The 23,662-nt window shown below is 54.3% G+C and carries 21 protein-coding genes; 15 read left to right on the top strand and 6 right to left on the bottom strand.

Going from position 1 to position 23,662, the window contains the following annotated elements:
- The first annotated feature begins 4 nt into the window (after positions 1–4).
- Positions 5–778: a histidine ABC transporter ATP-binding protein HisP gene (gene hisP, locus NIM72_RS06355; protein WP_161733387.1), complete on the top strand. Its 774-nt coding sequence runs from the start codon at positions 5–7 to the stop codon at positions 776–778.
- Between the two features lie 80 nt (positions 779–858).
- On the opposite strand, the gene NIM72_RS06350 is transcribed toward hisP, so the two are convergent.
- Entirely contained in the window at positions 859–1,806 is a 948-nt protein-coding gene (locus NIM72_RS06350; RefSeq protein ID WP_161733385.1) for a sugar-binding transcriptional regulator, read from the bottom strand.
- A 194-nt stretch (positions 1,807–2,000) separates the two neighbouring features.
- On the opposite strand from NIM72_RS06350, the gene dalD reads away from it, so the two are divergent.
- Genes dalD through NIM72_RS06335 form a run of 3 tightly spaced genes read left to right on the top strand, consistent with a single transcriptional unit; the run spans position 2,001 to position 6,169 of the window.
- A complete protein-coding gene (gene dalD, locus NIM72_RS06345) occupies positions 2,001–3,389 on the top strand; it encodes a D-arabinitol 4-dehydrogenase (RefSeq protein ID WP_253419436.1) in 1,389 nt (462 codons plus the stop codon).
- A 2-nt stretch (positions 3,390–3,391) separates the two neighbouring features.
- Positions 3,392–4,861: a xylulokinase gene (gene xylB / locus NIM72_RS06340; RefSeq protein WP_253419434.1), complete on the top strand. Its 1,470-nt coding sequence runs from the start codon at positions 3,392–3,394 to the stop codon at positions 4,859–4,861.
- 27 nt (positions 4,862–4,888) lie between these two features.
- Positions 4,889–6,169 carry an MFS transporter gene (locus NIM72_RS06335; RefSeq protein WP_161733380.1) on the top strand — a complete coding sequence of 427 codons (1,281 nt, stop codon included), beginning with the start codon at positions 4,889–4,891 and terminating at the stop codon, positions 6,167–6,169.
- A gap of 33 nt (positions 6,170–6,202) precedes the next feature.
- Here NIM72_RS06335 and NIM72_RS06330 read toward each other — a convergent pair whose 3' ends face one another.
- Positions 6,203–7,099 carry a TIGR01777 family oxidoreductase gene (locus NIM72_RS06330; RefSeq protein ID WP_161733378.1) on the bottom strand — a complete coding sequence of 299 codons (897 nt, stop codon included), beginning with the start codon at positions 7,097–7,099 and terminating at the stop codon, positions 6,203–6,205.
- A gap of 182 nt (positions 7,100–7,281) precedes the next feature.
- Between NIM72_RS06330 and yfcF the strand changes: the two genes are divergently transcribed.
- Both yfcF and yfcD read left to right on the top strand, forming a co-directional pair.
- Positions 7,282–7,923 (top strand): glutathione transferase, encoded by a 642-nt coding sequence (gene yfcF / locus NIM72_RS06325; protein ID WP_161733376.1) that lies wholly within the window; start codon positions 7,282–7,284, stop codon positions 7,921–7,923.
- A 108-nt stretch (positions 7,924–8,031) separates the two neighbouring features.
- Complete coding sequence (yfcD, locus tag NIM72_RS06320) at positions 8,032–8,556, top strand: NUDIX hydrolase YfcD (protein ID WP_003854255.1); 525 nt, start codon at positions 8,032–8,034, stop codon at positions 8,554–8,556.
- A 109-nt stretch (positions 8,557–8,665) separates the two neighbouring features.
- On the opposite strand, the gene pta is transcribed toward yfcD, so the two are convergent.
- Together pta and ackA are read right to left on the bottom strand one after the other, a co-directional pair.
- Positions 8,666–10,795, bottom strand: a complete 2,130-nt coding sequence (gene pta / locus NIM72_RS06315; protein WP_033733375.1) for a phosphate acetyltransferase — start codon at positions 10,793–10,795, stop codon at positions 8,666–8,668.
- Positions 10,796–10,881: 86 nt separating this feature from the next.
- Entirely contained in the window at positions 10,882–12,084 is a 1,203-nt protein-coding gene (gene ackA / locus NIM72_RS06310; protein ID WP_033733374.1) for an acetate kinase, read from the bottom strand.
- A 336-nt stretch (positions 12,085–12,420) separates the two neighbouring features.
- Here ackA and yfbV point away from each other — a divergent pair, with 336 nt between their 5' ends.
- From yfbV to NIM72_RS06295, 3 genes are all read left to right on the top strand, one after another.
- Positions 12,421–12,873 carry a terminus macrodomain insulation protein YfbV gene (yfbV, locus tag NIM72_RS06305; protein WP_161733374.1) on the top strand — a complete coding sequence of 151 codons (453 nt, stop codon included), beginning with the start codon at positions 12,421–12,423 and terminating at the stop codon, positions 12,871–12,873.
- 145 nt (positions 12,874–13,018) lie between these two features.
- Entirely contained in the window at positions 13,019–13,513 is a 495-nt protein-coding gene (locus NIM72_RS06300) for a YfbU family protein (RefSeq protein ID WP_161733470.1), read from the top strand.
- A gap of 13 nt (positions 13,514–13,526) precedes the next feature.
- Positions 13,527–14,186 (top strand): sugar phosphatase, encoded by a 660-nt coding sequence (locus NIM72_RS06295; RefSeq protein WP_161733372.1) that lies wholly within the window; start codon positions 13,527–13,529, stop codon positions 14,184–14,186.
- A 29-nt stretch (positions 14,187–14,215) separates the two neighbouring features.
- Here NIM72_RS06295 and yfbR read toward each other — a convergent pair whose 3' ends face one another.
- Positions 14,216–14,815 (bottom strand): 5'-deoxynucleotidase, encoded by a 600-nt coding sequence (gene yfbR / locus NIM72_RS06290; protein ID WP_161733370.1) that lies wholly within the window; start codon positions 14,813–14,815, stop codon positions 14,216–14,218.
- Between the two features lie 69 nt (positions 14,816–14,884).
- Positions 14,885–16,102 (bottom strand): pyridoxal phosphate-dependent aminotransferase, encoded by a 1,218-nt coding sequence (locus NIM72_RS06285; RefSeq protein ID WP_033733369.1) that lies wholly within the window; start codon positions 16,100–16,102, stop codon positions 14,885–14,887.
- Positions 16,103–17,083: 981 nt separating this feature from the next.
- Here NIM72_RS06285 and lrhA point away from each other — a divergent pair.
- From lrhA to nuoF, 6 genes are all read left to right on the top strand, one after another.
- Positions 17,084–18,007, top strand: a complete 924-nt coding sequence (lrhA, locus tag NIM72_RS06280; protein WP_013358575.1) for a transcriptional regulator LrhA — start codon at positions 17,084–17,086, stop codon at positions 18,005–18,007.
- Positions 18,008–18,644: 637 nt separating this feature from the next.
- Positions 18,645–19,088: an NADH-quinone oxidoreductase subunit A gene (locus NIM72_RS06275; protein ID WP_010258058.1), complete on the top strand. Its 444-nt coding sequence runs from the start codon at positions 18,645–18,647 to the stop codon at positions 19,086–19,088.
- Between the two features lie 15 nt (positions 19,089–19,103).
- Positions 19,104–19,781 carry an NADH-quinone oxidoreductase subunit B family protein gene (locus NIM72_RS06270; RefSeq protein ID WP_003854245.1) on the top strand — a complete coding sequence of 226 codons (678 nt, stop codon included), beginning with the start codon at positions 19,104–19,106 and terminating at the stop codon, positions 19,779–19,781.
- Between the two features lie 113 nt (positions 19,782–19,894).
- Entirely contained in the window at positions 19,895–21,694 is a 1,800-nt protein-coding gene (gene nuoC / locus NIM72_RS06265) for an NADH-quinone oxidoreductase subunit C/D (RefSeq protein WP_161733368.1), read from the top strand.
- 2 nt (positions 21,695–21,696) lie between these two features.
- The gene (nuoE, locus tag NIM72_RS06260; protein WP_010258066.1) at positions 21,697–22,212 is read left to right on the top strand and encodes an NADH-quinone oxidoreductase subunit NuoE; all 516 of its coding nucleotides are present in this window, start codon (positions 21,697–21,699) and stop codon (positions 22,210–22,212) included.
- A 2-nt stretch (positions 22,213–22,214) separates the two neighbouring features.
- Entirely contained in the window at positions 22,215–23,555 is a 1,341-nt protein-coding gene (nuoF, locus tag NIM72_RS06255; protein WP_029519446.1) for an NADH-quinone oxidoreductase subunit NuoF, read from the top strand.
- The last annotated feature ends 107 nt before the right edge of the window (positions 23,556–23,662 follow it).

Below are 23,662 nucleotides of genomic sequence, written 5' to 3'. Positions count from 1 at the left end.
AACTATGGCTGACAATAAATTAAGCGTCACCGAATTGCATAAACGTTATGGTGAACATGAAGTGCTGAAAGGGGTCTCGTTAACTGCTAAAGCGGGCGATGTGATTAGTATCATTGGATCGTCCGGTTCAGGGAAAAGTACCTTTTTACGCTGCATTAACTTCCTCGAAAAACCGAGTGAAGGCAGCATCATGGTGAATAACCAACAAATTACCTTAGTCCGTGACAAAGATGGTCAGCTCAAAGTGGCTGACAAAGAGCAGCTGCGCGCGTTACGTACCAGCCTGACCATGGTGTTCCAGCACTTTAATCTGTGGAGTCACATGACCGTGCTGGAAAACGTGATGGAAGCGCCGATTCAGGTGCTGGGGCTGAGCAAAGCGGCGGCGCGTGAGCGTGCCATCAAATACCTCGATAAAGTCGGGATTGATGCGCGGGCGCAGGCAAAATATCCGGTGCACCTTTCTGGTGGTCAGCAGCAGCGTGTGTCGATTGCGCGCGCGCTGGCGATGGAGCCAGAAGTGTTGCTGTTTGACGAACCCACTTCGGCGCTTGATCCGGAACTGGTCGGGGAAGTACTGCGCATCATGCAGAAGCTGGCGGAAGAAGGAAAAACTATGGTGGTGGTGACCCACGAGATGGAGTTTGCCCGTCACGTCTCAAATCACGTGATTTTTCTGCATCAGGGAAAAATCGAAGAGCAGGGTCCGCCTGCGGAGGTGTTCGGCAGCCCGAAAAGTCCGCGTTTACAGCAGTTCCTCAAGGGATCGCTGAAGTAACGGTTATCGGGGAGGACAGGTGCGGGAAGCAGGACTCCGGCGTTACGTGCCCTGCGCCGGTACGCTGCCTGCCCGCTGCTTCACGTCTGCAGTAACTTCAGCGCCGTGTCCTCATCGGTCACCAGACCCGATACCCAGCCGCCCTGTAAGGCGGCTCGGATCGCCGGGTACTTGCGTTCGCTACCGGCAAAGCCAATGATTTTGCGTTGTGTCTGACTTTCCAGATGCACGCTGGTCAGGAGTTCATCCGTTTCCCCCCACACGCGTTCACCCTGCTGATTGAAAAAGTGACCGAGCATCTCGCCTGCGACGCCACGCGCATTCAGCGCCTCAACCTGCGCATCGGTAATAAATCCCTCGGCGTTCAGTGGACAGCCTGGCATCACTTCGCCAATCCCGACAAAGGCTACGTCTGCCCGTAAGGCGCGTTCGGTGACGCGCTGGTAGACCTTATGCTGCACCCACATCGCTTTATCCTCAGGCGTGTCGGCGTAGAGGGGGGCCGGAATAAAGAAATACTTACCCTGCATCTTTTCGGCCATCTTCAGCGGGACATCATAACGTGTTCCGGAATCATCCCGCGCGATGGCGCCAATCATCGAAACGCAATGATGCTGCGGGCGATCCACCCAGGGTAACGCGTCGATGATAGAGCGTAAGGTTTTACCGGAACCAATACCAAAGACCTGTGGCGCTTCCTCACTGATGAACTGTGCCATCACCGCCGCCCCTTCGACTGCCAGCATTTGCTGAATGGCATCCTCGTTCAGACTGGCCGAGGGCACGACGCGACAGAGATCCAGACCAAACTTCTCCTTGACCTCACGCGCCAGCTGCAGACAGTGCGTGACGGGATGATCGATTTTTACGTTTACCATGCCCATTTCACGAGCACTGGATACCAGACGCTGCGCCACCTGGCGCGATAATCCCAGTGCCTGCGCAATCTCCTGCTGTGTCACGCCCGCAACGTAATACATCCACGCGGCACGCGCGGCCAGCTCCTGCTTTTTCTCTTCTCTGCTCATCACGCTGTTCCGTCGAATTCAGGGAGACATCTTAACGCGAGCCGTGCAAAAAGCGCTAATCGGGCAAAAGCCCAATAAAAGAGCAAAAGCATTATTTGTGACAGAGCTCGCAGAAGGGTCTGCGTGATGAACACTATGCTAACGGCTATCGGGCAAATGCCCCTCATCGTGGCAAATGTTTAATTGAGGCGATTATGACCAATCAATCCGTGTGGATGCATATCGGCGCAGGATCTTTTCATCGGGCACATCAGGCGTGGTATCTGCATCAGTTGCGTAAGCAGGGCGACGAAAGCTGGGGCATCGCACTGGGCAATATCCGCCAGGACGCCGCGCCGCTGCTTGATCAGCTCGCGCAGCAGCAGGGCGAATATGTGCTGGAAACCGTGACGCCTGAAGGTGAGCGCGACTATGAAACCATCACGTCGCTGCGCAAAATTTTGCCCTGGGACAGCGACATCAGCGCGCTGATTGAGCAGGGCGCGCGTGCGGAAACGCGAGTGATTAGCTTCACCGTGACTGAAGCAGGCTACTACCTGACGCCCGCGTTTACGCTGGATCTCAGTCAGGCGGACGTGAAGGCCGATCTGGGTGGCGATATCCGCACCCTCTACGGCGCACTCAGCCGCATTCTGACACAGCGAGTTGCCGAGGGCGGGGCACCGGTCACGCTGCTGAACTGCGACAATCTGCGTCACAATGGCGAGCGTTTTCGTGACGCCTTCCTGGCGTTTCTGACTGCCAAAGGCGATACCACGCTGGCCGACTGGGTGCGTGCACAGACCCGTTCACCGAATACCATGGTCGATCGCATAACGCCGCGACCCACCCCGCAGGTGGCCGAACGCGTGCAGGCGGCGACCGGCAAACAGGATGGCGCAGCAGTAATGGCCGAATCTTTTATTCAGTGGGTCATTGAGGATGATTTCATTGCCGGACGCCCGGCACTGGAAAAGGCGGGCGTAGAGCTGGTGGAATCGGTGCTGCCGTGGGAAGAAGCGAAAATTCGCATCCTCAATGCGACCCATGCCGCGATTGCCTGGGCGGGCACGCTGATTGGGCTGAACTATATTGATGAGAGCACCCGTCATCCGGCCATTTATCAACTGGCGCACGACTACGTGACCCAGGATGTCATTCCCTCACTTTCGCCCAGCCCGCTCGATCTGGCGGATTATCGCGATGTGGTGCTGGCCCGCTTCAGTAATCCCTATATTCAGGACACCAATCAGCGCGTCGGTGCCGATGGCTTGTCCAAAATTCCCGGCATGGTGACGCCAACCCTGCAGGCGTGTTACCAGCGCGGCGTGCAGCCGGCCGCAACGGCGGTGATCCCGGCACTCTTCTTCCTGTTTATGCAGCGTTGGGCCAGTGACGACTTACCCTATCCCTATCAGGATGGTGCGCTTCAGGTCGAAACGCTGCGTAAACAGTTTGCCAGCGCCGATCCGCTCCGTGCGTTCCTGAGCGATCGCGCGCTGTTTGCGGAACTGGCGTCCGATAGGGCGTTTCATGAGCTGGTGACGCGCCGGGTGACGAGTCTGCAGCAGTGGCTGAAGCAGCCTGAACTGGCGGCGGTGTAATCATGTATCTCGGTATTGATATCGGTACTTCAGAGCTTAAAGCGCTGATCGTGAACACTCAGGGTGAGATTGTGGCGTCTCAGCACGCCACGCTCAGCGTGCAGCGTCCGCATCCTCACTGGGCAGAACAGGAACCTGAACGCTGGTGGCAAGCCTGCTGTGAGGTTCTGGCGGAATTACGTCATCAGTTTCCTCAGGCATGGGCTGAGATTCGCGCGATAGGATTGTCCGGTCAGATGCACGGGGCCGTGCTGCTGGATGCCGGGGGCAGGGTGCTGCGTCCATGTATCCTGTGGAACGACACGCGCAGTGCACCGCAGTGTGAAAGGCTGGCGAAGCACCATCCCCGGATGATAGCGATCAGCGGCAATATGATTATGCCTGGCTTCACTGCACCGAAGCTCTGCTGGGTTGCGGAACATGAGCCAGAAATCTTCAGCCGCATCAATAAGGTTCTGCTGCCGAAAGATTACCTGCGCTGGCGTCTGACCGGGCGCTTTGTCACTGAGCCTTCGGATGCTGCCGGAACGCTGTGGCTCGACGTGTCACGGCGTGACTGGTCGGACGAACTGCTGGCCATCACCGGATTGAAGCGTTCCCAAATGCCTGAACTGGTGGAAGGCAGTGCAGTAAGTGGACATCTGCAGCCGACACTGGCGAGCGAGTGGGGCTTATCCACCTTAGTCAAGGTTGCAGGAGGCGGCGGGGACAATGCCGCGTCGGCCGTCGGGGTAGGTGCGGTGAACGCCGGGGATGCTTTTATCTCACTGGGGACGTCCGGGGTGATTTTTGTCGTCAATGACCGTTTACAGGCGGACCCGCAATCCGGGGTGCACGCCTTTTGCCATGCGCTACCGGGCCGCTGGCATCAGATGAGTGTGATGCTCAGCGCCGCCAGTTGTCTGCGCTGGCTGTGCAATCTGCTGTCAGTGAGTGAAAGCCAGCTGATGGAGGAGATGGCACAGCTCAGTGATGAACAGCTGCGTAGCGCCCCGATTTTTTTGCCCTATCTCTCCGGGGAGCGCACCCCTCACAACGATCCTGACGCCTCCGGTGCTTTCTTCAATCTGCGGCATGAAATGCCGCGCGCCCTGCTGGGCTATGCGGTGATTGAAGGCGTGGCATTTGGACTGGCTGATGGGGCAGAGGCGCTCGGCGAGGCCCGGCACCACATTCAGCAATACAGCCTCACCGGTGGGGGAGCGCGCAGCACGCTGTGGGCGCAATTGATTGCCGATGTGCTGCAACTGCCGGTTATTACCCACCCGGCCAGCGCCTCTGGCGCGCTGGGGGCGGCACGTCTGGCGTGGCTGGCTGAGGGCGGTGCTGAGCATGAGGTGTGTCTGAAGCCGCCAGTCCAGGCGCGCTATCAACCGAACAACGCTCGCGGAGCCGTGCTGCAACAGCGGCTGCGTCTGTTCCGGGAACTTTACATCCAGCAGCAACAGGTGCGTAACCTGCTGCCTGCATAACGACTAACCAAACAGAAGGTGATTGTGATGCAATCGAATGAATACTGGTTTGGCTTACCGAAAAAGATGTTCTGGGGCTTCCTCGCTATCGCCATCTTTATGGCGGGTGATGGCTTTGAAATGGCGTTTCTGTCGCGCCATATCACCGACATGGGCTTTTCGCCCGCGCAGTCTGCCGTCGTGTTCACCTTCTATGGTCTGGCAGCAGCGCTGGCAGCCTGGGCATCGGGCGTGGTCGCCGAGCTGATCACGCCGCAGCGCGCGATGATGATTGGCTTTGTGCTGTGGATCGTCATGCATGCACTGTTTATGTCGCTTGGGCTTGGGCTGCGTAATTATCCCCTTATGGTGCTGTTTTACGGCATTCGCGGGCTGGCTTATCCGCTGTTTATCTACTCTTTCATGATGATGCTGGTGCAGGTCTTACCGCGCGAGAAACTGGCGGCGGCGACCGGCTGGTTCTGGGCGATGTATTCAATCGGCATTGGCGTGGTGGGCAGCTATCTGCCCAGTCTGACCATTCCGATGCTGGGGGAGACCGGAACGCTGTGGCTGGCCATCATCTGGGTCGCCTGTGGTGGGATTCTTGCCTGGTTCAGCCTGCGCAACGTGCCGGTAGATCGTTCCCGCGTGAATCTGCCGATGCGTGAGAAGATGACAGAGATGTCGCGTGCCGTGACCATCCTGTTCACCAATCAGCATGTCTTTTATGCCTGCCTGATTCGCATCATCAACACGCTGTCGCTGTTTGGTTTCGCCATTATCATGCCACTGCTGTTTGTCGACCGTCTCGGCTTTACCCTTTCTGAATGGCTACAGATCTGGGCGGTGTTCTTCTTTGTTACCATCTTTACGAATATCTTCTGGGGCCTCACTGGTGAGAAGCTAGGCTGGATCCGTCAGGTACGCTGGTTTGGTTGCCTGGGCATGGCTATCTCCAGCCTGACATTCTATTACCTGCCGCTGCATGCGGGGCATAATTTCTGGGTCGCATTAATTCCTGCGGTCATGCTGGGGATCTTTGTTGCCGCGTTTGTGCCGATGACCGCCGTCTTTCCGACGCTGGAGCCGCATCACAAAGGGGCAGCGGTCTCGATTTACAATCTCTCCGCGGGACTCAGTAACTTTGTGGCACCGGCTATCGCCTCCATCATGCTGCCATTCTTCGACATCGTCGGAGTGGTATGGGCCTATACCGCGCTGTATGTGTTCGCTGGCGTGCTGACCTTTATTATCCGCGTGCCACAACCGGGGCACACGCGGGAAGAGAAGGCAATGCAGTCGCGGGTGGCCGGACAGCGTAGCTAATTACCCCTGCGGCGGCCCTGGGCCGCTGCAGGGTTATCCTGCGACATCCTGTAAGGCTTCCTGCAAATCGTACCAGCGGAAGCCGAAACCAGAGGCTTCCAGCCGCTTTGGCAGCACATGCTGTCCTCCCAACACCAGTACCGACGATTCGCCCATCATGAGCTTAATGGCGCTGGCTGGCGTGCGCATAAAGGCCGGACGATGCATCACCCGCCCCAGCGTGGCGGCAAACTGCTCATTACGTACCGCGTAAGGGGCCACCATGTTGAACGGGCCGTGCAGATCCTCATGATCCAGCAGCCAGAGAATCGCGTTGACCATGTCATCGATATGGATCCATGGCATATACTGTTTGCCACTGCCGATCGGCCCGCCCGCGCCAAACTTAAAGGGGAGTTTCATTTTACTGAGTGCGCCGCCTTCACGAGCCAGCACCACGCCGGTGCGTATCAGGCAGACGCGGGTACGTTCACTCGCGGCGCTGAGCGCCAGCTGCTCCCAGCGGGCGCAGAGCTGATGGGTAAACTCATCCTGTCCCTGGTCCTCTTCAGTCAGCACCAGATCGCCGGTATTGCCATAGAAGCCAGTTGCCGAACCAGAAATCAGGACGGCGGGTGGCGTTGCACTGGCATTAATCAGTGAGGCAATCTGCTCGGTGATCTGCCAGCGGCTTTCGCACAGCTGCTGTTTGTGCGGCTCCGTCCAGCGCTTGTCGGCGATGGGTTCTCCCGCCAGATTAATTACCGCATCGATGTTATCCAGATTCGATTGTTGCGCCAGGCCTGACCAGAGTGCGACGTTCTCGCCCAGTTTTTCACGTGCGCTGACCACGTCACGTGTCACCACGCTTATCTGATGCCCCAGCTGTTGCAGGCGCGGGATCAGGTGTCGGCCAATCAGTCCCGTGCCACCGGTAATTAGAATGTGCATGTTGCGGCTCCCTTGATGTTTTTGTTATTTGCACCTTTCAGCATAGAAGAGTCGAGCCATTCCAGAGTGAGTCGCGTCGCGCTTTCTTATTCCGGTGGCAGAGATCGGAGCAGCTCAGCGTTGCCTTCGCAAAAAAAAATCGGTAAACATGATGCAACCCTGACAGCCAATTGAGGTAACCGATGAATTATCCGTCCATCACCCTGTGGTCAGATTCATCATTTTTCAGTCCTTACGCTATGTCTGCCTATGTTGCTCTTACCGAAAAAGGGATCCCATTCCAGCTGAAACGTGTCGATCTGTCGCAGAATCAGCAAAACGCCGCAGCATACCGCGAGCTGTCGCTGACCTGCCGTGTGCCGACTCTCCAGATTGATGACTTCCTGTTAAGCGAATCCTCGGCGATTACGGAATATCTCGAAGAGCGTTTTCCTGCCCCCGAATTTGAACGCCTCTATCCACGTGACCGTGAGAAGCGCGCCCGTGCCAGGGAGATTCAGGCCTGGCTACGCAGTGACTTCCTGTGGATCCGTCAGGAGCGTCCGACAGAAGTGTTGTTTGCTGGTGAGCGTTTTGCGCCACTGACTGCGTCAGCGCAGCAGGCGGTGGATAAACTGGTTACCGCTGTCGATCGTCTGCTGCCTGAGGGGCAACAGAACCTGTTTGGTGAGTGGTCCATCGCGGATACCGATCTGGCAGTAATGCTTAACCGGCTGGTATTACATGGCGATCCTTTGCCCGCCCGTCTGCGGCATTATGCTGAGTTTCAGTGGCAGCGCGCCTCGGTGCAGCTGTGGTTAGCAGAAAGTGGTAAAAATCGGTAACAGCCAGGGCTTGCTCAGGCTGTCGGAAGTGATTACCTTACGCCACATAAAAATAACGACGTGGCAAACTGCGTACACAACTGTACGCCAAACAGGAAAGGGTTACTGATGGTGGATCAAACTGCGGGTGACGGCATCGAGTGGGTCGATATCGTAAACGAAGAGAATGAAGTCGTTGCTCAGGCGACACGTGCGCAGATGCGTGCTCAATGCCTGCGTCACCGCGCTACCTATATTGTGGTTCATGACGGTATGGGTAAGATTCTGGTACAGCGTCGCACCGAGATAAAAGATTTTATGCCGGGCAAACTCGACGCAACCGCGGGCGGCGTGGTGCAGAGCGGTGAAGATATGCTGGAATCTGCGCGACGTGAAGCAGAAGAGGAGTTAGGGATCGCCGCGGTGCCATTTGCTGAACATGGCAAATTCTACTTCGAAGATCAGCACTGTCGTGTCTGGGGCGGTCTGTTCAGTTGTGTGTCACACGGGCCATTCGCCATGCAGGAATCGGAAGTCGATGAGATTATCTGGATGACGCCCGATGAGATCACCGCGCGTTGTGATGAGTTCACCGATGATTCGCTGAAAGCGCTCTCCCTGTGGATGAGCCGCAACGGCGATAACCGGGCCTGAAAACAGGCGCCTTAATTCAGGTTATTCATCTGCATCAGACCGGGCCGCTTTGTTACCGGCGAAAAAAAGGCATGCTCTGGGGCATGCCTTTTTCGTTATGACCAGCCGTTTAGCCTTCAGCCTGCTGAGACTGAATGGCGGTCAGGGCGATGGTGTAGACGATGTCATCCACCAGCGCACCGCGAGACAGGTCATTAACCGGCTTACGCATACCCTGCAGCATCGGTCCGATGGAGATCAGATCGGCTGAACGCTGTACTGCTTTGTAGGTGGTGTTACCGGTGTTGAGATCCGGGAAGATAAACACAGTAGCGCGCCCGGCAACCTGGGAATTCGGCGCTTTAGATTTCGCCACATCTTCCATGATCGCGGCGTCATACTGCAGCGGACCATCGATCACCAGATCAGGACGTTTCTCCTGCGCAATGCGCGTTGCTTCACGCACTTTCTCAACGTCGCTGCCCGCACCTGACGTGCCAGTAGAGTAGGAGATCATCGCAACACGCGGATCGATACCAAAGGCGCTGGCAGAATCAGCTGACTGGATAGCGATCTCAGCCAGCTGCTCAGCGGTCGGATCCGGGTTAATGGCACAATCACCGTAAACCAGCACCTGCTCCGGCAGCAGCATAAAGAACACCGAGGATACCAGTGAGCTGTTAGGCGCGGTTTTGATCAACTGCAGCGGCGGACGAATGGTGTTGGCGGTCGTATGAACCGCACCTGACACCAGGCCATCCACTTCGCCGCTCTCCAGCATCATGGTGCCGAGTACCACGTTATCTTCCAGCTGCTCCTGAGCGACGACTTCGGTCATGCCTTTGCTCTTACGCAGCTCAACCAGACGCGGCACATAGTTTTCACGGACCTGTTCCGGGTCAACAATCTCAACGCCTTTGCCCAGTTCAACACCCTGAGCCGCAGCGACACGCTGAATCTCCTCCGGGTTACCTAACAGTACGCAGGTGGCGATGCCGCGTTCAGCACAGATAGCAGCCGCTTTAACCGTACGCGGCTCATCACCCTCTGGCAGCACCACGCGTTTGCCCGCTTTACGCGCCAGCTCGGTAAGCTGATAGCGGAAGGCGGGTGGTGACAGGCGACGGCTGCGTTCAGATGTGGCGGTCAGTGACTCAATCCACTCTGCATTAATGTAGCTGGCGACATATTCCTGCACTTTCTCGATGCGCTGCGTGTCATCAGCAGGCACTTCAAGATTAAAGCTCTGCAGGCTCAGTGAGGTCTGCCAGGTATTGGTTTTCACCATAAACACCGGCAGGCCGGTCTGGAAGGCGCGGTCGCAGAGACGGGCAATGCGATCGTCAATCTCGTAGTTACCGGTCAGCAGGATTGCGCCAATCTCAATGCCGTTCATCGCGGCCAGACAGGCGGCGACCAGCACATCCGGACGGTCAGCAGAAGTCACCAGCAGTGAGCCAGGACGAAAATGCTCCAGCATGTGCGGAATACTGCGGGCGCAGAAGGTAACAGATTTAACCCGGCGAGTCTGAATCTCACCTTCATTGATGATGCGAGCATCCAGGTGGCGGCACATATCGATCGCGCGGGTAGCAATCAGATCAAAGCTCCACGGCACGCAGCCCAGCACCGGCAGCGGACTGTCTGAGAACAGTTGCTTAGGATCGATATTGGCAATACTGGCTTTTGATGAGTCATCAAAGATTTCTGACAGGTCAGGGCGGGTACGTCCCTGATCGTCAACCGGTGCGTTGAGTTTGTTGATGATCACGCCAGTGATATTTTTGTTCTTCTGACCGCCGAAGCTGCTTTGCGTCAGTTCAATGCGCTCTTTCAGCTGTGCCGGAGAGTCATTGCCCAGCGCCATCACGAAGACGATTTCCGCGTTCAGGGTTTTCGCGATTTCATAGTTCAGCGCGTTGGCGAACTGATGCTTACGGGTTGGAACCAGACCTTCAACCAGCACCACTTCCGCATCCTGGGTGTTGGCATGGTAACGGGAGATGATCTCTTCCATCAGCACATCCTGCTGGTTGGAGCCCAGCAGTGACTCAACACGCGACATCTGCAGCGGTTCTGCGGCAGGAATCGAGGAGTTCTTACGGATGATGGTGGTGGTTTGATCCGGGGTGTCGCCGCCAGCACGTGGCTGAGCAATTGGCTTAAAGACGCTAAGGCGAACGCCTTTACGTTCCATGGCGCGAATAACGCCAAGGCTGACGCTGGTCAGGCCGACGCTGGTGCCGGTCGGAATGAGCATAATTGTACGTGACACGTTTGAACCTCTCAGTAGTGGCAGGGTGTCAAAAACAACTCCGTCAGCCTGAGCTGACGGAGAGAAGTATTTTACGCAGTCAGACGCGCGGCGTCCTGGGCAATGACCAGCTCTTCGTTGGTCGGAATGACCAGCGCCGGGCGGGTGCCTTCTTTATTGATGTAACCTGACTTGCCGAAACGGGCCGCCAGGTTGCGCTCGTGGTCGACGTCGAAGCCCAGCAGTGCCAGTTTTTTCAGTGAAAGCTCACGGACCATCGCGGCGTTTTCACCGATGCCGCCAGTGAACACGACGGCGTCAAGACGGCCATCCATCAGCGCGGTGTAGCTGCCGATATATTTCGCCAGGCGATGACAGAAGACATCCATTGCGCGCTTCGCATCTTCTTTGGTGGTGTAGTTGTCTTCTACGTAGCGGCAGTCGCTGGTGACTTCGGTCAGACCTAACAGGCCTGACTCTTTGGTCAGCAGTTTATTGATGGCGTCAACGCTCATACCCAGCGTATCGTGCAGGAAGAAGATGATCGCGGGATCGATGTCGCCACTGCGGGTTCCCATCACCAGACCTTCCAGCGGAGTCAGACCCATTGAGGTGTCTACGCACTCGCCGTTACGAATGGCAGAAACTGAACCACCATTACCGAGGTGACAGGTGATAATGTTCAGGGACTCAAGCGGCTTATTAAGCATTTTGGCGGCTTCGTGAGTCACATAGAAATGGCTGGTGCCATGCGCGCCATAGCGACGAACGCCATGCTCTTTATATAATTTGTACGGTAGCGCATAGAGATAAGACTCTTCCGGCATTGTCTGATGGAAAGCGGTGTCGAATACCGCGACATTCTTATCTGACAGGTGCGGGAAGTTTTTCATCGCTTCATCAATACCGATCAGATGAGCCGGATTGTGCAGCGGTGCAAAAGAGGAGGCGTCTTTGATGCCCTGTACCACGTCTTCAGTGATGATGACTGACTGCGTCAGCTTCTCGCCGCCATGTACGATACGATGGCCGATTGCAGCAATTTGTGCCGAAAGCTCAGGTTTTTGTGCCAGAATGGTTTTAACGATAAAGTTCAGCGCTTCGCTGTGCGCTGCGCCAGCACCCAGAGGCGCTTCCTGTTTTTCGCCTTCCAGCTTCCATTTGATGCGGGCTTCAGGAAGATGGAAACATTCCGCCAGGCCTGACAGGAACTCTTCACCGCTGGCAGGGTTAAGGATGGCAAACTTGAGGGAAGAGCTGCCACAGTTCAGAACCAGAACTAACTTACTCGACATGGAAGTACCTATTTTTTGAGAGTGGCTAAATATAACGCAATCAGACTATCAGCGTAGCCCATGAAAGCTGGTAGATTAATGACAAACATCATGCGGTAGACAGAAATTCTCAATTCCGCAAAAAATTTTAGCAATCTTACGTGAAAATTTTAAGATTGCCTTGTCGAAATATGGCTCAGGCCTCTTCCCAAAGGCGCATTCCGCTCCCGGAGAGGTTTAAAACGGCGTCAGAATAGCCGGAGTCCTCTTTAAAGACAAAAATAATTGAAGGTTGTTACGTAAAGTTGTGTCTTTATAACTATTTTTTAATCTTTGCAGCATTAGTTGAGGTGAGCCATGGCGAATGAATCTGGCAGTACCAATTGGTTTCGGATGTTTCAGCGCGGCCAACACTATATGAAGACCTGGCCCGCTGATAAGCGCCTGGCCCCGGTGTTCCCGGAAAACCGCGTTTCATCGGCAACGCGTTTCGCCATTCGCTTTATGCCACCTCTGGCGATTTTTACGCTGACCTGGCAGATTGCGATGGGCGGTCAGTTAGGTCCGGCAGTAGCAACGGCGCTGTTTGCCTGCAGCCTGCCGATGCAGGGACTGTGGTGGCTGGGTAAGCGTTCAGTAACGCCGCTACCGCCTACGCTGCTTAACTGGTTTCATGAAGTGCGTGCCCGGCTGGAAGAAGCGGGGCAGGCGATAGCACCGGTAGAAGGCAAGCCGACTTATCAGGCACTGGCCGATCTGCTTAAGCGGGCGTTTAAACAACTCGACCGCACCTTCCTCGACGATCTCTGACCCATCCTGGGCTGGCGGTAAAATAGTTACCGCTAACCTGCGGCTAAATCAAAGAAAGGCGATACGGCGATTCCCGTGTTGCTAACGCTGTGCAATCATTTCTCCATTGTCGATTAACTGAGCGGTCTCTGACCGGGAGTAAATGATGGAAATGACCCATGCGCAGCGTCTGATTCTTACCAACCAGTACAAAATCATGGCCATGCTTGAGCCGGAAAACGCTGAACGTTTTCGCCGTTACCAGACCATTATCGAACGCGGTTATGCGCTGCAGATGCGCGAGCTGGATAAAGAGTTTGGCGAACTGAGTGAAGCGATCTGCCGGACAGTGATCGACATAATGGAGATGCATCACGCACTGCACGTCTCCTGGTCGAATCTTAAAGAGAAAAGTCAGGTTGAGGAGCGCCGTCTCGCCTTTCTGGGCTTTGATGCGGCAACAGAAGCACGCCTGCTGGGCTACGTCCGTTTTATGGTCAATACCGAAGGGCGTTATACCCACTTCGATTCCGGTACACACGGTTTTAACGCGCAGACCCCGATGTGGGAAAAGTATCAACGGATGTTAGCTTTGTGGCAGACTTGTCCGCGCCAGTACCATTTAAGTGCAAACGAAATTGCGCAAGTGATTAATGCCTGATGAGGAGAAGCGCGTGACCTACAGAGGTTTTCTATTTGATTTAGACGGCACGCTGGTAGATTCACTGCCAGCGGTTGAACGAGCCTGGAGCCAGTGGGGTGCCCGTCATGGTATCGCCGCTGATGAGATCCTGGATTTCATCCATGGCAAACAGGCGATTACCTCTCTGCGTCATTTCATGGCAGGCCAGTCGGAAGAGGCTATCCAGGCAGAGTTTGTCGCGCTGGAGCAGGCTGAAGCGGCAGACACCGACGGTGTGCAGGCGCTGCCAGGCGCCCATGCGCTGCTGAACCGGCTGAATGAGTTGCAGATTCCCTGGGCGATAGTCACCTCTGGCTCGGTGCCGGTCGCTCATGCCCGTCACAAAGCGGCAGGATTACCGAAGCCCGCCGTGTTCATTACCGCTGAGCAGGTCGCTAAAGGCAAACCTGAGCCCGATCCTTACCTGCTTGGTGCGGAGAAGCTGGGGTTAGCGGCGACGTCATGTGTGGTGGCAGAAGATGCACCCGCGGGTATTTTATCCGGCCTGAACGCGGGTTGTGCGGTAATTGCCATCAATGCTCCGGCGGAGACACCGCGGCTGGATGACGTGGCGCTTCGGCTCGACTCACTGGCGTCTCTGGTTGTCACCCGCGAGTCTGACGGCAGCTTTACCTTCAGCCAGCAGGCTTAAAGATTTGCCCGGCGGCCAGGCCGTCGGGTTTACAGTGGCGTATCCTGCGAAATTTCATCCAGCGACAGGCTGAAACTCGGAATAAACACCTCAACGAAGTAATCCATCTCCAGCGAACGCCGCTGCGCTAACGTCTTTTCCAGTCGCGCTTTGGCCAGTAAAAATTCGTTATTTCCGGCAGACAACTCCTCAAGACACTTAACGTAGGCGCAGAGTGCATCCGCCTGTTTTACAACGGCCTGCTCCTCTCCACTGTGCAGATGCTCATCAATCAGCGGGCGATAGATTGCCTGAAACTCTTCCGGCAGCATCTCAATCAGCTTCTGCTGGGCAATCTTCTCGATTTTCTTATATTCGTGGGCAATCTGTGCGTTGTAATACTTAACCGGAGTGGGTAAATCGCCGGTGAGCACTTCGCTGGCGTCATGATAAAGCGCCAGCATGGCGATGCGGTCGGCATTAAGCGAGCCGCCAAATTTAAGATTTTTGATGACGGCCAGCGCGTGCGCCACCATGGCGACCTGCAGACTGTGTTCAGAAACATTCTCGGTACGCACATTGCGCATCAGTGGCCAGCGGTTGATCAGCTTAAGACGGGAGAGGTGAGCAAAGAAGTGGCTTTGTGTCATGAGCGTTCCTGTTAGCAGGCAGGGGAGAGACAGGCTCTCCCCAAATAGCATCAGTATACGCGGGCGTGATTACTGGCGATAGCCTTGCAGGAAGCGACCAAATTTATTAATCGCCATCTCCAGATCATCCACACGAGGCAGCGTAACAATGCGCAGGTGATCGGGCCATGGCCAGTTGAACGCGCTACCCTGTACCAGCAGCACCTTCTCCTGAAGGAGAAAATCCAGCACCATTTTTTGATCGTCAAAGATATTAAATTTTTTGGCGTCAATTTTTGGGAACATGTAGAGCGCGCCCTGCGGCTTCACACAGCTGACGCCGGGAATATCGTTGATCAATTCCCAGGCACGCTGGCGCTGCTCATAAAGACGACCGCCAGGCATGATAAATTCGCTGATGCTCTGGTAGCCGCCGAGCGCTGTCTGGATGGCATGCTGGGCCGGTACGTTGGCACACAGGCGCATAGACGCCAGCATCTCCAGCCCTTCAATGTAGCCTTTCGCATGTTTCTTCGGCCCGTTGAGTACCATCCAGCCCTGACGGAAGCCGGCTACACGATAGGTTTTAGACAGGCCATTGAAGGTCACGGTCAGCAGATCCGGGGCCAGGGCAGCGATGCAGTGGTGCTGTGCCTCGTCGTAAAGGATCTTGTCGTAGATCTCATCAGCAAAGATGATCAGGTTATGCTGACGCGCAATTTCAACCACTTCTAACAGCAGTTCTTTGCTGTAGACCGCGCCGGTCGGGTTATTCGGGTTGATAATTACAATACCGCGGGTACGGGGTGTTATCTTGCTGCGGATATCATCCAGGTCAGGGAACCAGCCTGCTGACTCATCACACAGATAGTGCACCGCTTTTCCGCTGGAGAGGGAAACCGCAGCCGTCCACAACGGATAGTCAGGTGCTGGCACCAGCATTTCGTCGCCGCTGTTCAGTAACGCCTGCATCGCCTGGACAATGAGTTCTGAAACGCCGTTGCCAATGTAGATATCTTCTACCGTGACATCACGCATGTCGCGCGCCTGATAGTGCTGCATGATCGCTTTACGGGCGGAATAGAGCCCCTTGGAGTCGCAATAGCCCTGAGCGCTGGGAAGATTACGAATTACATCGACCAGAATCTCGTCCGGTGCTTCGAAACCGAACGGCGCCGGATTGCCGATGTTCAGTTTAAGAACTTTATTGCCTTCTTCTTCGAGGCGCTTCGCCTCTTTCAGGACCGGGCCACGGATGTCATAGCAGACGTTATCGAGTTTTCCGGATTTATCTATTTGAAAAGTCATTGTTACCGCCTTAACGGGCAGAATCCTTTTTGGCTGCCACTGAAATCGAACCAGCACAATGTACTCTCCTGCCGGTCACAAATGAAGGGTGCCGCCCCGTTTTGGCGGGTTCGACAACTTTTTAGACGGTGAGTAGCGTAAAAAAGATTTAACAAGGCGTGAGATGGTTGATAAAACCAAAAATGATGTATATAGAAATATTTTAAACTATCTAAAGGGGTGCTGAGACAACATAAGGCTCTGGTATTGTGAAATGAAATATGAACGTTATGTAAAGGACGCTTTTCTTTGCACCTGAAATATACACCCAGGTAAATAGTTAAAGGATATTTTATAAATGTTCACTTTGTGGACAATTTTATGACGCGTGCAACGTCTACGCCTTAACACTGCTTAAGAGTTGCCTGTTTAAGGCCTTGTGATCGCCGGAAAATTACCAAATGACGAGGCGTTTCTGGCACGCATTTATCAGGATTGTGAGCAGTACTTAACACTTCTTCACTAAATTTCGGAACGCTGAAGGCTTAAAAAGTGATCAATAATGTGGCATAAGGGTCCGGAAATGCCTTTAGCACAAAATTTACAGCGCTTTTCACAAAATCATTTCCATTTTGAAGTCAAAAATGATTAAGTATAATTTATTATTTAATACACATGGCCGCTTCGTCTTACTGGCCTGAAAAGTGCGATTTTTATCCCGCCCGATTATTTCTGGTGGGAATAAGACAACTACGCAGCTTCCTGCATTTGCGCACCCCAGCGCCATCGGTTCAGAAGTTGTATCTGTCTTGAAAAGTACTATGGATTGAAAAGCGCTATGGCCCTTTCAGGGGAGTCAACAGTGCAGGATCCACATAAATTTTTTTTGTGTCAGTCTTCACACAGGACTGTCATTAAGCACCATTACTGCTTATCACTTTGATAAGCTTGTAATAACACCAGGGTAGTAGTTCGTAAAAATCTTATAAGTGAAGAAAAAACATGACTAATGCAAATCGTCCGATACTTAATCTCGACCTCGATCTGCTGAGAACTTTCGTTGCCGTTGCGGATTTGAATACCTTTGCAGCGGCCGCTGCAGCGGTCTGCAGAACGCAGTCAGCAGTCAGTCAGCAAATGCAGCGTCTGGAACAATTGGTAGGTAAAGAGCTGTTTGCCAGACATGGACGTAACAAGCTGTTAACAGAGCACGGTATCCAGCTTTTAGGCTATGCGAGAAAAATTCTTCGTTTTAACGACGAAGCCTGCACATCTCTGATGTACAGTAACATTCAGGGCGTGCTGACCATTGGTGCCTCTGATGATACCTCTGACACTATTCTGCCTTTCCTGTTAAACCGGGTAACCTCGGTTTATCCGAAACTGGCAATCGATGTGCGGGTTAAACGTAATCCATTTATGATGGAAATGCTCAATCAGGGTGAAGTGGACCTGGTCGTGACCACCTCCAGCCCGGGCAACTTTACCTATCAGGTCCTGCGTACCTCACCTACGTTGTGGTACTGCGCAGCGGATTATATTTTCCAGCGCGGCGAAGCCATTCCATTGGTGCTGCTGGATGAGCCAAGTCCTTATCGCGATATGGCAATTGATCATCTCAATGAAGCGGGTATCCCGTGGCGTATCTCTTATGTCGCTTCCACACTGGCTGCAGTTCGTGCCGCGGTGAAAGCGGGGCTGGGCGTAACTGCGCGTCCGGTAGAGATGATGAGCCCGGAACTGCGCGTGATGGGTGCGGCGGAAGGGCTGCCGGTTCTGCCAGATACGCAATATCTGCTGTGCCGCAATCCTGACAGCGATAATGAGCTGGCGCTGGCAATCTTCAACGCCATGCAGTCCACCAATGATCCTTATAACCTGAGCAACAATCCAGATGGTACATTGCTGCTGGATGACGAAGAGTAATTTCGCTAACGTGTTGTACTCAACACTGGCGTGATTGCCTTAACAAACGCTTATACATAGGCCTCTCTTTTCCTGAACAGAATGAGAGGCTTTTTTATTTCTGACACTCTTCAGACTTTTCCCACCTGCCACTCTGCCTGATGTAAAACCCTCACTACATTTCACTCACTAACGAACTGAAACTTGCCAACCGACTAAATGAACCATTTGTTCCGGATTGCAGCTTGAGGTGAAGAAATTTAACGCAAAAAGGGCAGAACTGTGTTCTGGATCAAGAAAATACCCCTGATAAGGGGAAGGAAAACAGAGTCATACCTGTCAAAATATGTTTGTTAAATGCACGATCCATGCATGTGAATACCCGCTACACTAAAATTAACCCTACAGACTGAAGCGATTTAGCTGGAAAGCGGGGCATCATTTGTTAATAATATGATGCAGGTGTGAAATAATGTTTGGATACTTTTGTCAAAGTTGACAAAAGGTTATAGAAAGGAGTAAAAACCCCATAAAATGGCTGCTTATTCCCTGATAACAGCAACATTTAAAAGGTTTTTACCCTTCCCTTGAATCGATGTGGTCAGTTTGCTGCGGGAAACGCGTGCAGGATGCCAGCGCCACTTTTGATGAGTAAGCAATGAGTATGTCAACTACCACCGAAATCATCGCTCAGCACTGGGCGTTTATCGTATTTATCGTTATTGCCTTTGGCCTGTGTGCTTTCATGCTGACCGGAGGATGGCTGCTTGGCGGCAGAGCGCGCGCCCGCTACAAAGACACGCCATTCGAATCGGGCATCGAATCCGTTGGTGATACCCATATCCGCCTCTCGGCGAAATTTTATCTGGTTGCGATGTTTTTCGTCATTTTCGACGTCGAAGCCCTCTTTTTATACGCATGGGCGACTTCAATCCGTGAAAGCGGTTGGATCGGCTTTGTGGAAGCCGCAATTTTCATTTTGGTGCTCCTGGCGGGTCTGGTCTATCTGGTACGCATTGGCGCACTGGACTGGGCGCCAGCTCGCCGTCGCGTGGTGGTGAAAACCACTACGGTCAGCCACACCAATCCTCATAAGCAGTAAAAGAGAGGCAATAAGATGGACTATACGCTCACCCGCATAGACCCGAACGGTGGTGAGAACGACCGTTATCCTCTGCAAAAGCAGGAAATCGTCAGCGATCCGCTGGAGCAGCACGTTCATCGCAGCGTTTATATGGGCAAACTCGAAAATGCCCTGCATGACATGGTGAACTGGGGACGTAAAAACTCCCTCTGGCCTTATAACTTTGGCCTGTCATGTTGTTACGTAGAGATGACAACATCGTTTACCGCGGTCCACGACGTGGCGCGTTTTGGTGCTGAAGTTATGCGTGCCTCGCCACGTCAGGCGGATTTCATGGTTATTGCCGGTACGCCATTTACTAAAATGGCTCCGGTTATTCAGCGTTTATACGATCAAATGCTGGAACCAAAATGGGTGATCTCCATGGGTGCCTGCGCCAACTCGGGCGGTATGTATGACATCTATTCGGTGGTGCAGGGCGTCGATAAATTCCTGCCGGTCGATGTTTACATTCCTGGCTGCCCGCCACGTCCTGAAGCCTACATGCAGGCACTGCTGCTTCTGCAGGAATCGATCGGCAAAGAGCGCCGTCCGCTTTCATGGGTTGTCGGCGATCAGGGCGTTTACCGCGCCAATATGCCTTCAGAGCGTGAAAGAAAACGCGGCGAGCGCATCGCAGTCACAAATCTGCGCAGCCCGGACGAAGTTTAAAACCGTATGGATGGAAAACAGCGCCTGCAGCAGAACATCACAATTTAATGCATGGCCCCATCCTGACGCCTTCATTTGAGTGCCTGAGACCAGGCCGGAATGGTGAGTAACGTATGACAGATTTGACCACGCAAGATCTCGCTCAGCCTCTATGGCAAACCCGTGATCACCTTGATGACCCGGTGATCGGCGAGTTGCGTAACCGTTTTGGGCCGGATGCCTTCACTGTTCAGCCAACCCGTACCGGTATCCCGGTGGTGTGGGTGAAGCGTGAACAGATACTGGAAATTATCGAGTTCCTGCGTAAATTACCCAAGCCTTACGTCATGCTCTATGACCTGCATGGCGTGGATGAGCGTTTACGTACCCACCGTGCAGGCCTGCCTGCGGCGGATTTCTCCGTTTTCTACCACCTGCTGTCGATTGAACGCAACCGCGACATCATGCTCAAGGTGGCACTCTCAGAAAACGACATGCATCTGCCGACCATTACCCGTCTTTTCCCGAATGCCAACTGGTATGAGCGTGAAACCTGGGAAATGTTTGGTATCACCTTTGATGGCCACCCGCATCTGACGCGCATCATGATGCCGTCGACCTGGGAAGGTCATCCGCTGCGTAAAGATTACCCGGCGCGTGCCACTGAATTCGATCCTTTCACGCTGACCAGGCAGAAAGAAGATTTAGAGATGGAGGCGCTGACCTTTAAGCCTGAAGACTGGGGTATGAAACGTAGTACCACTAACGAAGACTTCATGTTCCTGAACCTCGGGCCTAACCACCCGTCGGCGCACGGTGCGTTCCGCATCATTCTGCAGCTGGATGGTGAAGAGATTGTCGACTGCGTGCCTGACATCGGTTATCACCACCGTGGTGCTGAAAAGATGGGCGAGCGTCAGTCGTGGCACAGCTACATTCCTTACACTGACCGCATCGAGTACCTCGGCGGCTGCGTAAACGAGATGCCGTACGTACTGGCGGTGGAAAAACTGGCCGGTATCGTGGTGCCCGATCGCGTTAACGTGATCCGCGTGATGCTCTCTGAGCTGTTCCGCATCAACAGCCACCTGCTTTATATCTCCACCTTTATTCAGGACGTCGGGGCCATGACGCCGGTGTTCTTTGCCTTTACCGACCGTCAGAAAATCTATGACGTGGTTGAGGCGATTACCGGTTTCCGTATGCACCCGGCGTGGTTCCGTATCGGTGGCGTCGCGCACGACCTGCCGCGAGGCTGGGAACGTCTGCTGCGTGACTTCCTCGACTGGATGCCAAAGCGTCTTAAAGAGTATGACAAAGCGGCACTGCGCAACAGCGTACTTATTGGCCGCTCCAAAGGCGTTGCCGCTTACAACATGGAAGAGGCGCTGGCGTGGGGCACTACCGGTGCTGGTCTGCGTGCGACAGGTCTCGACTTTGACGTACGTAAATGGCGTCCATACTCCGGCTACGAAAACTTCGATTTTGAAATCCCGGTTGGCGACGGCGTCAGCGATGCTTACAGCCGCGTCATGCTGAAAATGGAAGAGATGTGGCAATCGCTGCGCATTCTTGAGCAGTGTCTCAACAACATGCCAGAGGGGCCGTTTAAAGCGGATCATCCGCTGACCACGCCGCCACCTAAAGAGCGCACGCTGCAGCACATTGAAACGCTGATCACACACTTCCTGCAGGTGTCGTGGGGGCCGGTTATGCCTGCCAATGAATCGTTCCAGATGATTGAAGCGACGAAAGGGATCAACAGCTACTACCTGACCAGCGATGGCAGCACCATGAGCTACCGCACCCGCGTGCGTACGCCGAGCTTCCCGCATCTGCAGCAGATTCCTTCCGTAATCCGTGGCAGCCTGGTATCCGACCTGATCGTATATCTGGGTAGTATCGATTTTGTTATGTCAGACGTGGACCGCTAATTATGCACGATCAACACATTGCCATTAAAACGATCGACCCTAACGAGGTCTTCGTGCTGAGCGCGGAAGAGCATCACGCTATTGAGCACGAAAAACACCATTACGAAGACGCGCGTGCAGCCTCAATTGAAGCGCTGAAGATCGTGCAGAAACAGCGCGGCTGGGTGCCGGACGGTGCAATCAACGCGATTGCCGAAGTCCTGGGTATCCCGGCAAGTGATGTTGAAGGTGTGGCGACATTTTACAGCCAGATCTTCCGTCAGCCGGTGGGTCGTCATGTGATCCGTTACTGTGACAGCGTGGTCTGTCATATCACCGGTTATCAGGGCATCCAGTCAGCACTGGAACAGCAACTGAATATCAAACCGGGTCAGACCACGGCTGATGGCCGCTTTACGCTGCTGCCAACCTGCTGTCTGGGCAACTGCGACAAGGGCCCAACGATGATGGTGGATGAAGACACGCATGTGCATCTGACGCCGGAAGGCATCCCTGGTTTACTGGAGCAGTATCAATGACAATTAAACAGATCATTCGTACTGCTGAAACCCATCCGCTGACCTGGCGGATGCGTGACGACAAGCAACCTGTCTGGCTTGATGAATACCGCAGCAAAAACGGCTATGCCGGTGCGGAAAAAGCGCTGAAAAGCATGTCGCAGGATGAAATCGTCGCAGCAGTGAAAGATTCCGGCCTGAAAGGGCGCGGCGGTGCAGGCTTCTCTACCGGTCTGAAGTGGAGCCTGATGCCGAAAGATGAGTCGATGAACATCCGCTACCTGCTGTGTAACGCTGATGAGATGGAGCCGGGCACCTATAAAGACCGCCTGCTGATGGAGCAGATGCCTCACCAGCTGGTGGAAGGAATGCTGATCAGCGCCTTTGCGCTGAAGGCTTACCGTGGCTATATCTTCTTACGTGGCGAATACATTGAAGCCGCGGTGCATCTGCGTCGTGCGATTGCTGAAGCGACGGAAGCGGGCTATATCGGTAAAAATATTCTGGGTACCGGCTTCGACTTTGAGCTGATTGTTCACACCGGCGCAGGTCGTTATATCTGCGGCGAAGAGACGGCACTGATTAACTCACTGGAAGGCCGTCGTGCTAACCCGCGTTCCAAGCCGCCATTTCCGGCGAGTGCGGGCGCGTGGGGCAAACCGACCTGCGTGAACAACGTGGAAACCCTCTCCAACGTCCCGGCGATTCTGGCCAATGGCGTCGAGTGGTACAAAAACATCTCTAAAAGCGAAGATGCCGGTACCAAAATGATGGGCTTCTCCGGACGGGTGAAAAATCCTGGCGTCTGGGAGCTGCCATTCGGTATCACCGCGCGTGAAATTCTTGAAGATTATGCGGGTGGCATGCGTGACGGGCTGAAGTTCAAAGCCTGGCAGCCTGGCGGCGCAGGAACCGACTTCCTGACCGACCAGCACCTGGATCTGCCGATGGAATTTGCCAGCATTGGTAAAGCGGGCAGCCGTCTGGGCACCGCACTGGCGATGGCGGTCGATCACGAAATCAATATGGTTTCGCTGGTGCGTAACCTGGAAGAGTTCTTTGCCCGTGAGTCGTGTGGCTGGTGTACGCCGTGTCGCGATGGCCTGCCGTGGAGCGTGAAAATTTTGCGTGCGCTGGAGCAGAAACAGGGTCAGCCAGGGGATATCGAAACCTTACTGCAACTCTGCCGTCAGCTTGGCCCGGGTAAAACCTTCTGCGCGCATGCGCCGGGTGCGGTTGAGCCGCTACAGAGTGCGATTAAATATTTCCGTGAAGAGTTTGAAGCTGGCATGGCACCGCAGGTGTTTGGCAATACCCGCGCTATTGGTGGGATCCAGCCAAACCTGCTGAAAGCGCGCTGGTAATTCACCGCATCACACGGAACAGGCCTGGTGCCGCCGCCCCGACAATGTCGTGCGTCGGGGCAAGAATATGATTAACGCTCGTCTCTGACGAGCCTTACGGAAGCATG

The organism is Pantoea sp. B550, from assembly GCF_024158165.1.
Lineage (GTDB): Bacteria > Pseudomonadota > Gammaproteobacteria > Enterobacterales > Enterobacteriaceae > Pantoea > Pantoea alfalfae.
This window is presented reverse-complemented; position numbering and strand designations above follow the sequence as displayed.

Coding starts and splice junctions, on each gene's coding strand:
- hisP (WP_161733387.1), top strand. CDS start 5: ATGGCTGACAATAAATTAAGCGTCACCGAATTGCATAAACGTTATGGT.
- NIM72_RS06350 (WP_161733385.1), bottom strand. CDS start 1,806: ATGAGCAGAGAAGAGAAAAAGCAGGAGCTGGCCGCGCGTGCCGCGTGG.
- dalD (WP_253419436.1), top strand. CDS start 2,001: ATGACCAATCAATCCGTGTGGATGCATATCGGCGCAGGATCTTTTCAT.
- xylB (WP_253419434.1), top strand. CDS start 3,392: ATGTATCTCGGTATTGATATCGGTACTTCAGAGCTTAAAGCGCTGATC.
- NIM72_RS06335 (WP_161733380.1), top strand. CDS start 4,889: ATGCAATCGAATGAATACTGGTTTGGCTTACCGAAAAAGATGTTCTGG.
- NIM72_RS06330 (WP_161733378.1), bottom strand. CDS start 7,099: ATGCACATTCTAATTACCGGTGGCACGGGACTGATTGGCCGACACCTG.
- yfcF (WP_161733376.1), top strand. CDS start 7,282: ATGAATTATCCGTCCATCACCCTGTGGTCAGATTCATCATTTTTCAGT.
- yfcD (WP_003854255.1), top strand. CDS start 8,032: ATGGTGGATCAAACTGCGGGTGACGGCATCGAGTGGGTCGATATCGTA.
- pta (WP_033733375.1), bottom strand. CDS start 10,795: ATGCTCATTCCGACCGGCACCAGCGTCGGCCTGACCAGCGTCAGCCTT.
- ackA (WP_033733374.1), bottom strand. CDS start 12,084: ATGTCGAGTAAGTTAGTTCTGGTTCTGAACTGTGGCAGCTCTTCCCTC.
- yfbV (WP_161733374.1), top strand. CDS start 12,421: ATGGCGAATGAATCTGGCAGTACCAATTGGTTTCGGATGTTTCAGCGC.
- NIM72_RS06300 (WP_161733470.1), top strand. CDS start 13,019: ATGGAAATGACCCATGCGCAGCGTCTGATTCTTACCAACCAGTACAAA.
- yfbR (WP_161733370.1), bottom strand. CDS start 14,815: ATGACACAAAGCCACTTCTTTGCTCACCTCTCCCGTCTTAAGCTGATC.
- NIM72_RS06285 (WP_033733369.1), bottom strand. CDS start 16,102: ATGACTTTTCAAATAGATAAATCCGGAAAACTCGATAACGTCTGCTAT.
- lrhA (WP_013358575.1), top strand. CDS start 17,084: ATGACTAATGCAAATCGTCCGATACTTAATCTCGACCTCGATCTGCTG.
- NIM72_RS06275 (WP_010258058.1), top strand. CDS start 18,645: ATGAGTATGTCAACTACCACCGAAATCATCGCTCAGCACTGGGCGTTT.
- NIM72_RS06270 (WP_003854245.1), top strand. CDS start 19,104: ATGGACTATACGCTCACCCGCATAGACCCGAACGGTGGTGAGAACGAC.
- nuoC (WP_161733368.1), top strand. CDS start 19,895: ATGACAGATTTGACCACGCAAGATCTCGCTCAGCCTCTATGGCAAACC.
- nuoE (WP_010258066.1), top strand. CDS start 21,697: ATGCACGATCAACACATTGCCATTAAAACGATCGACCCTAACGAGGTC.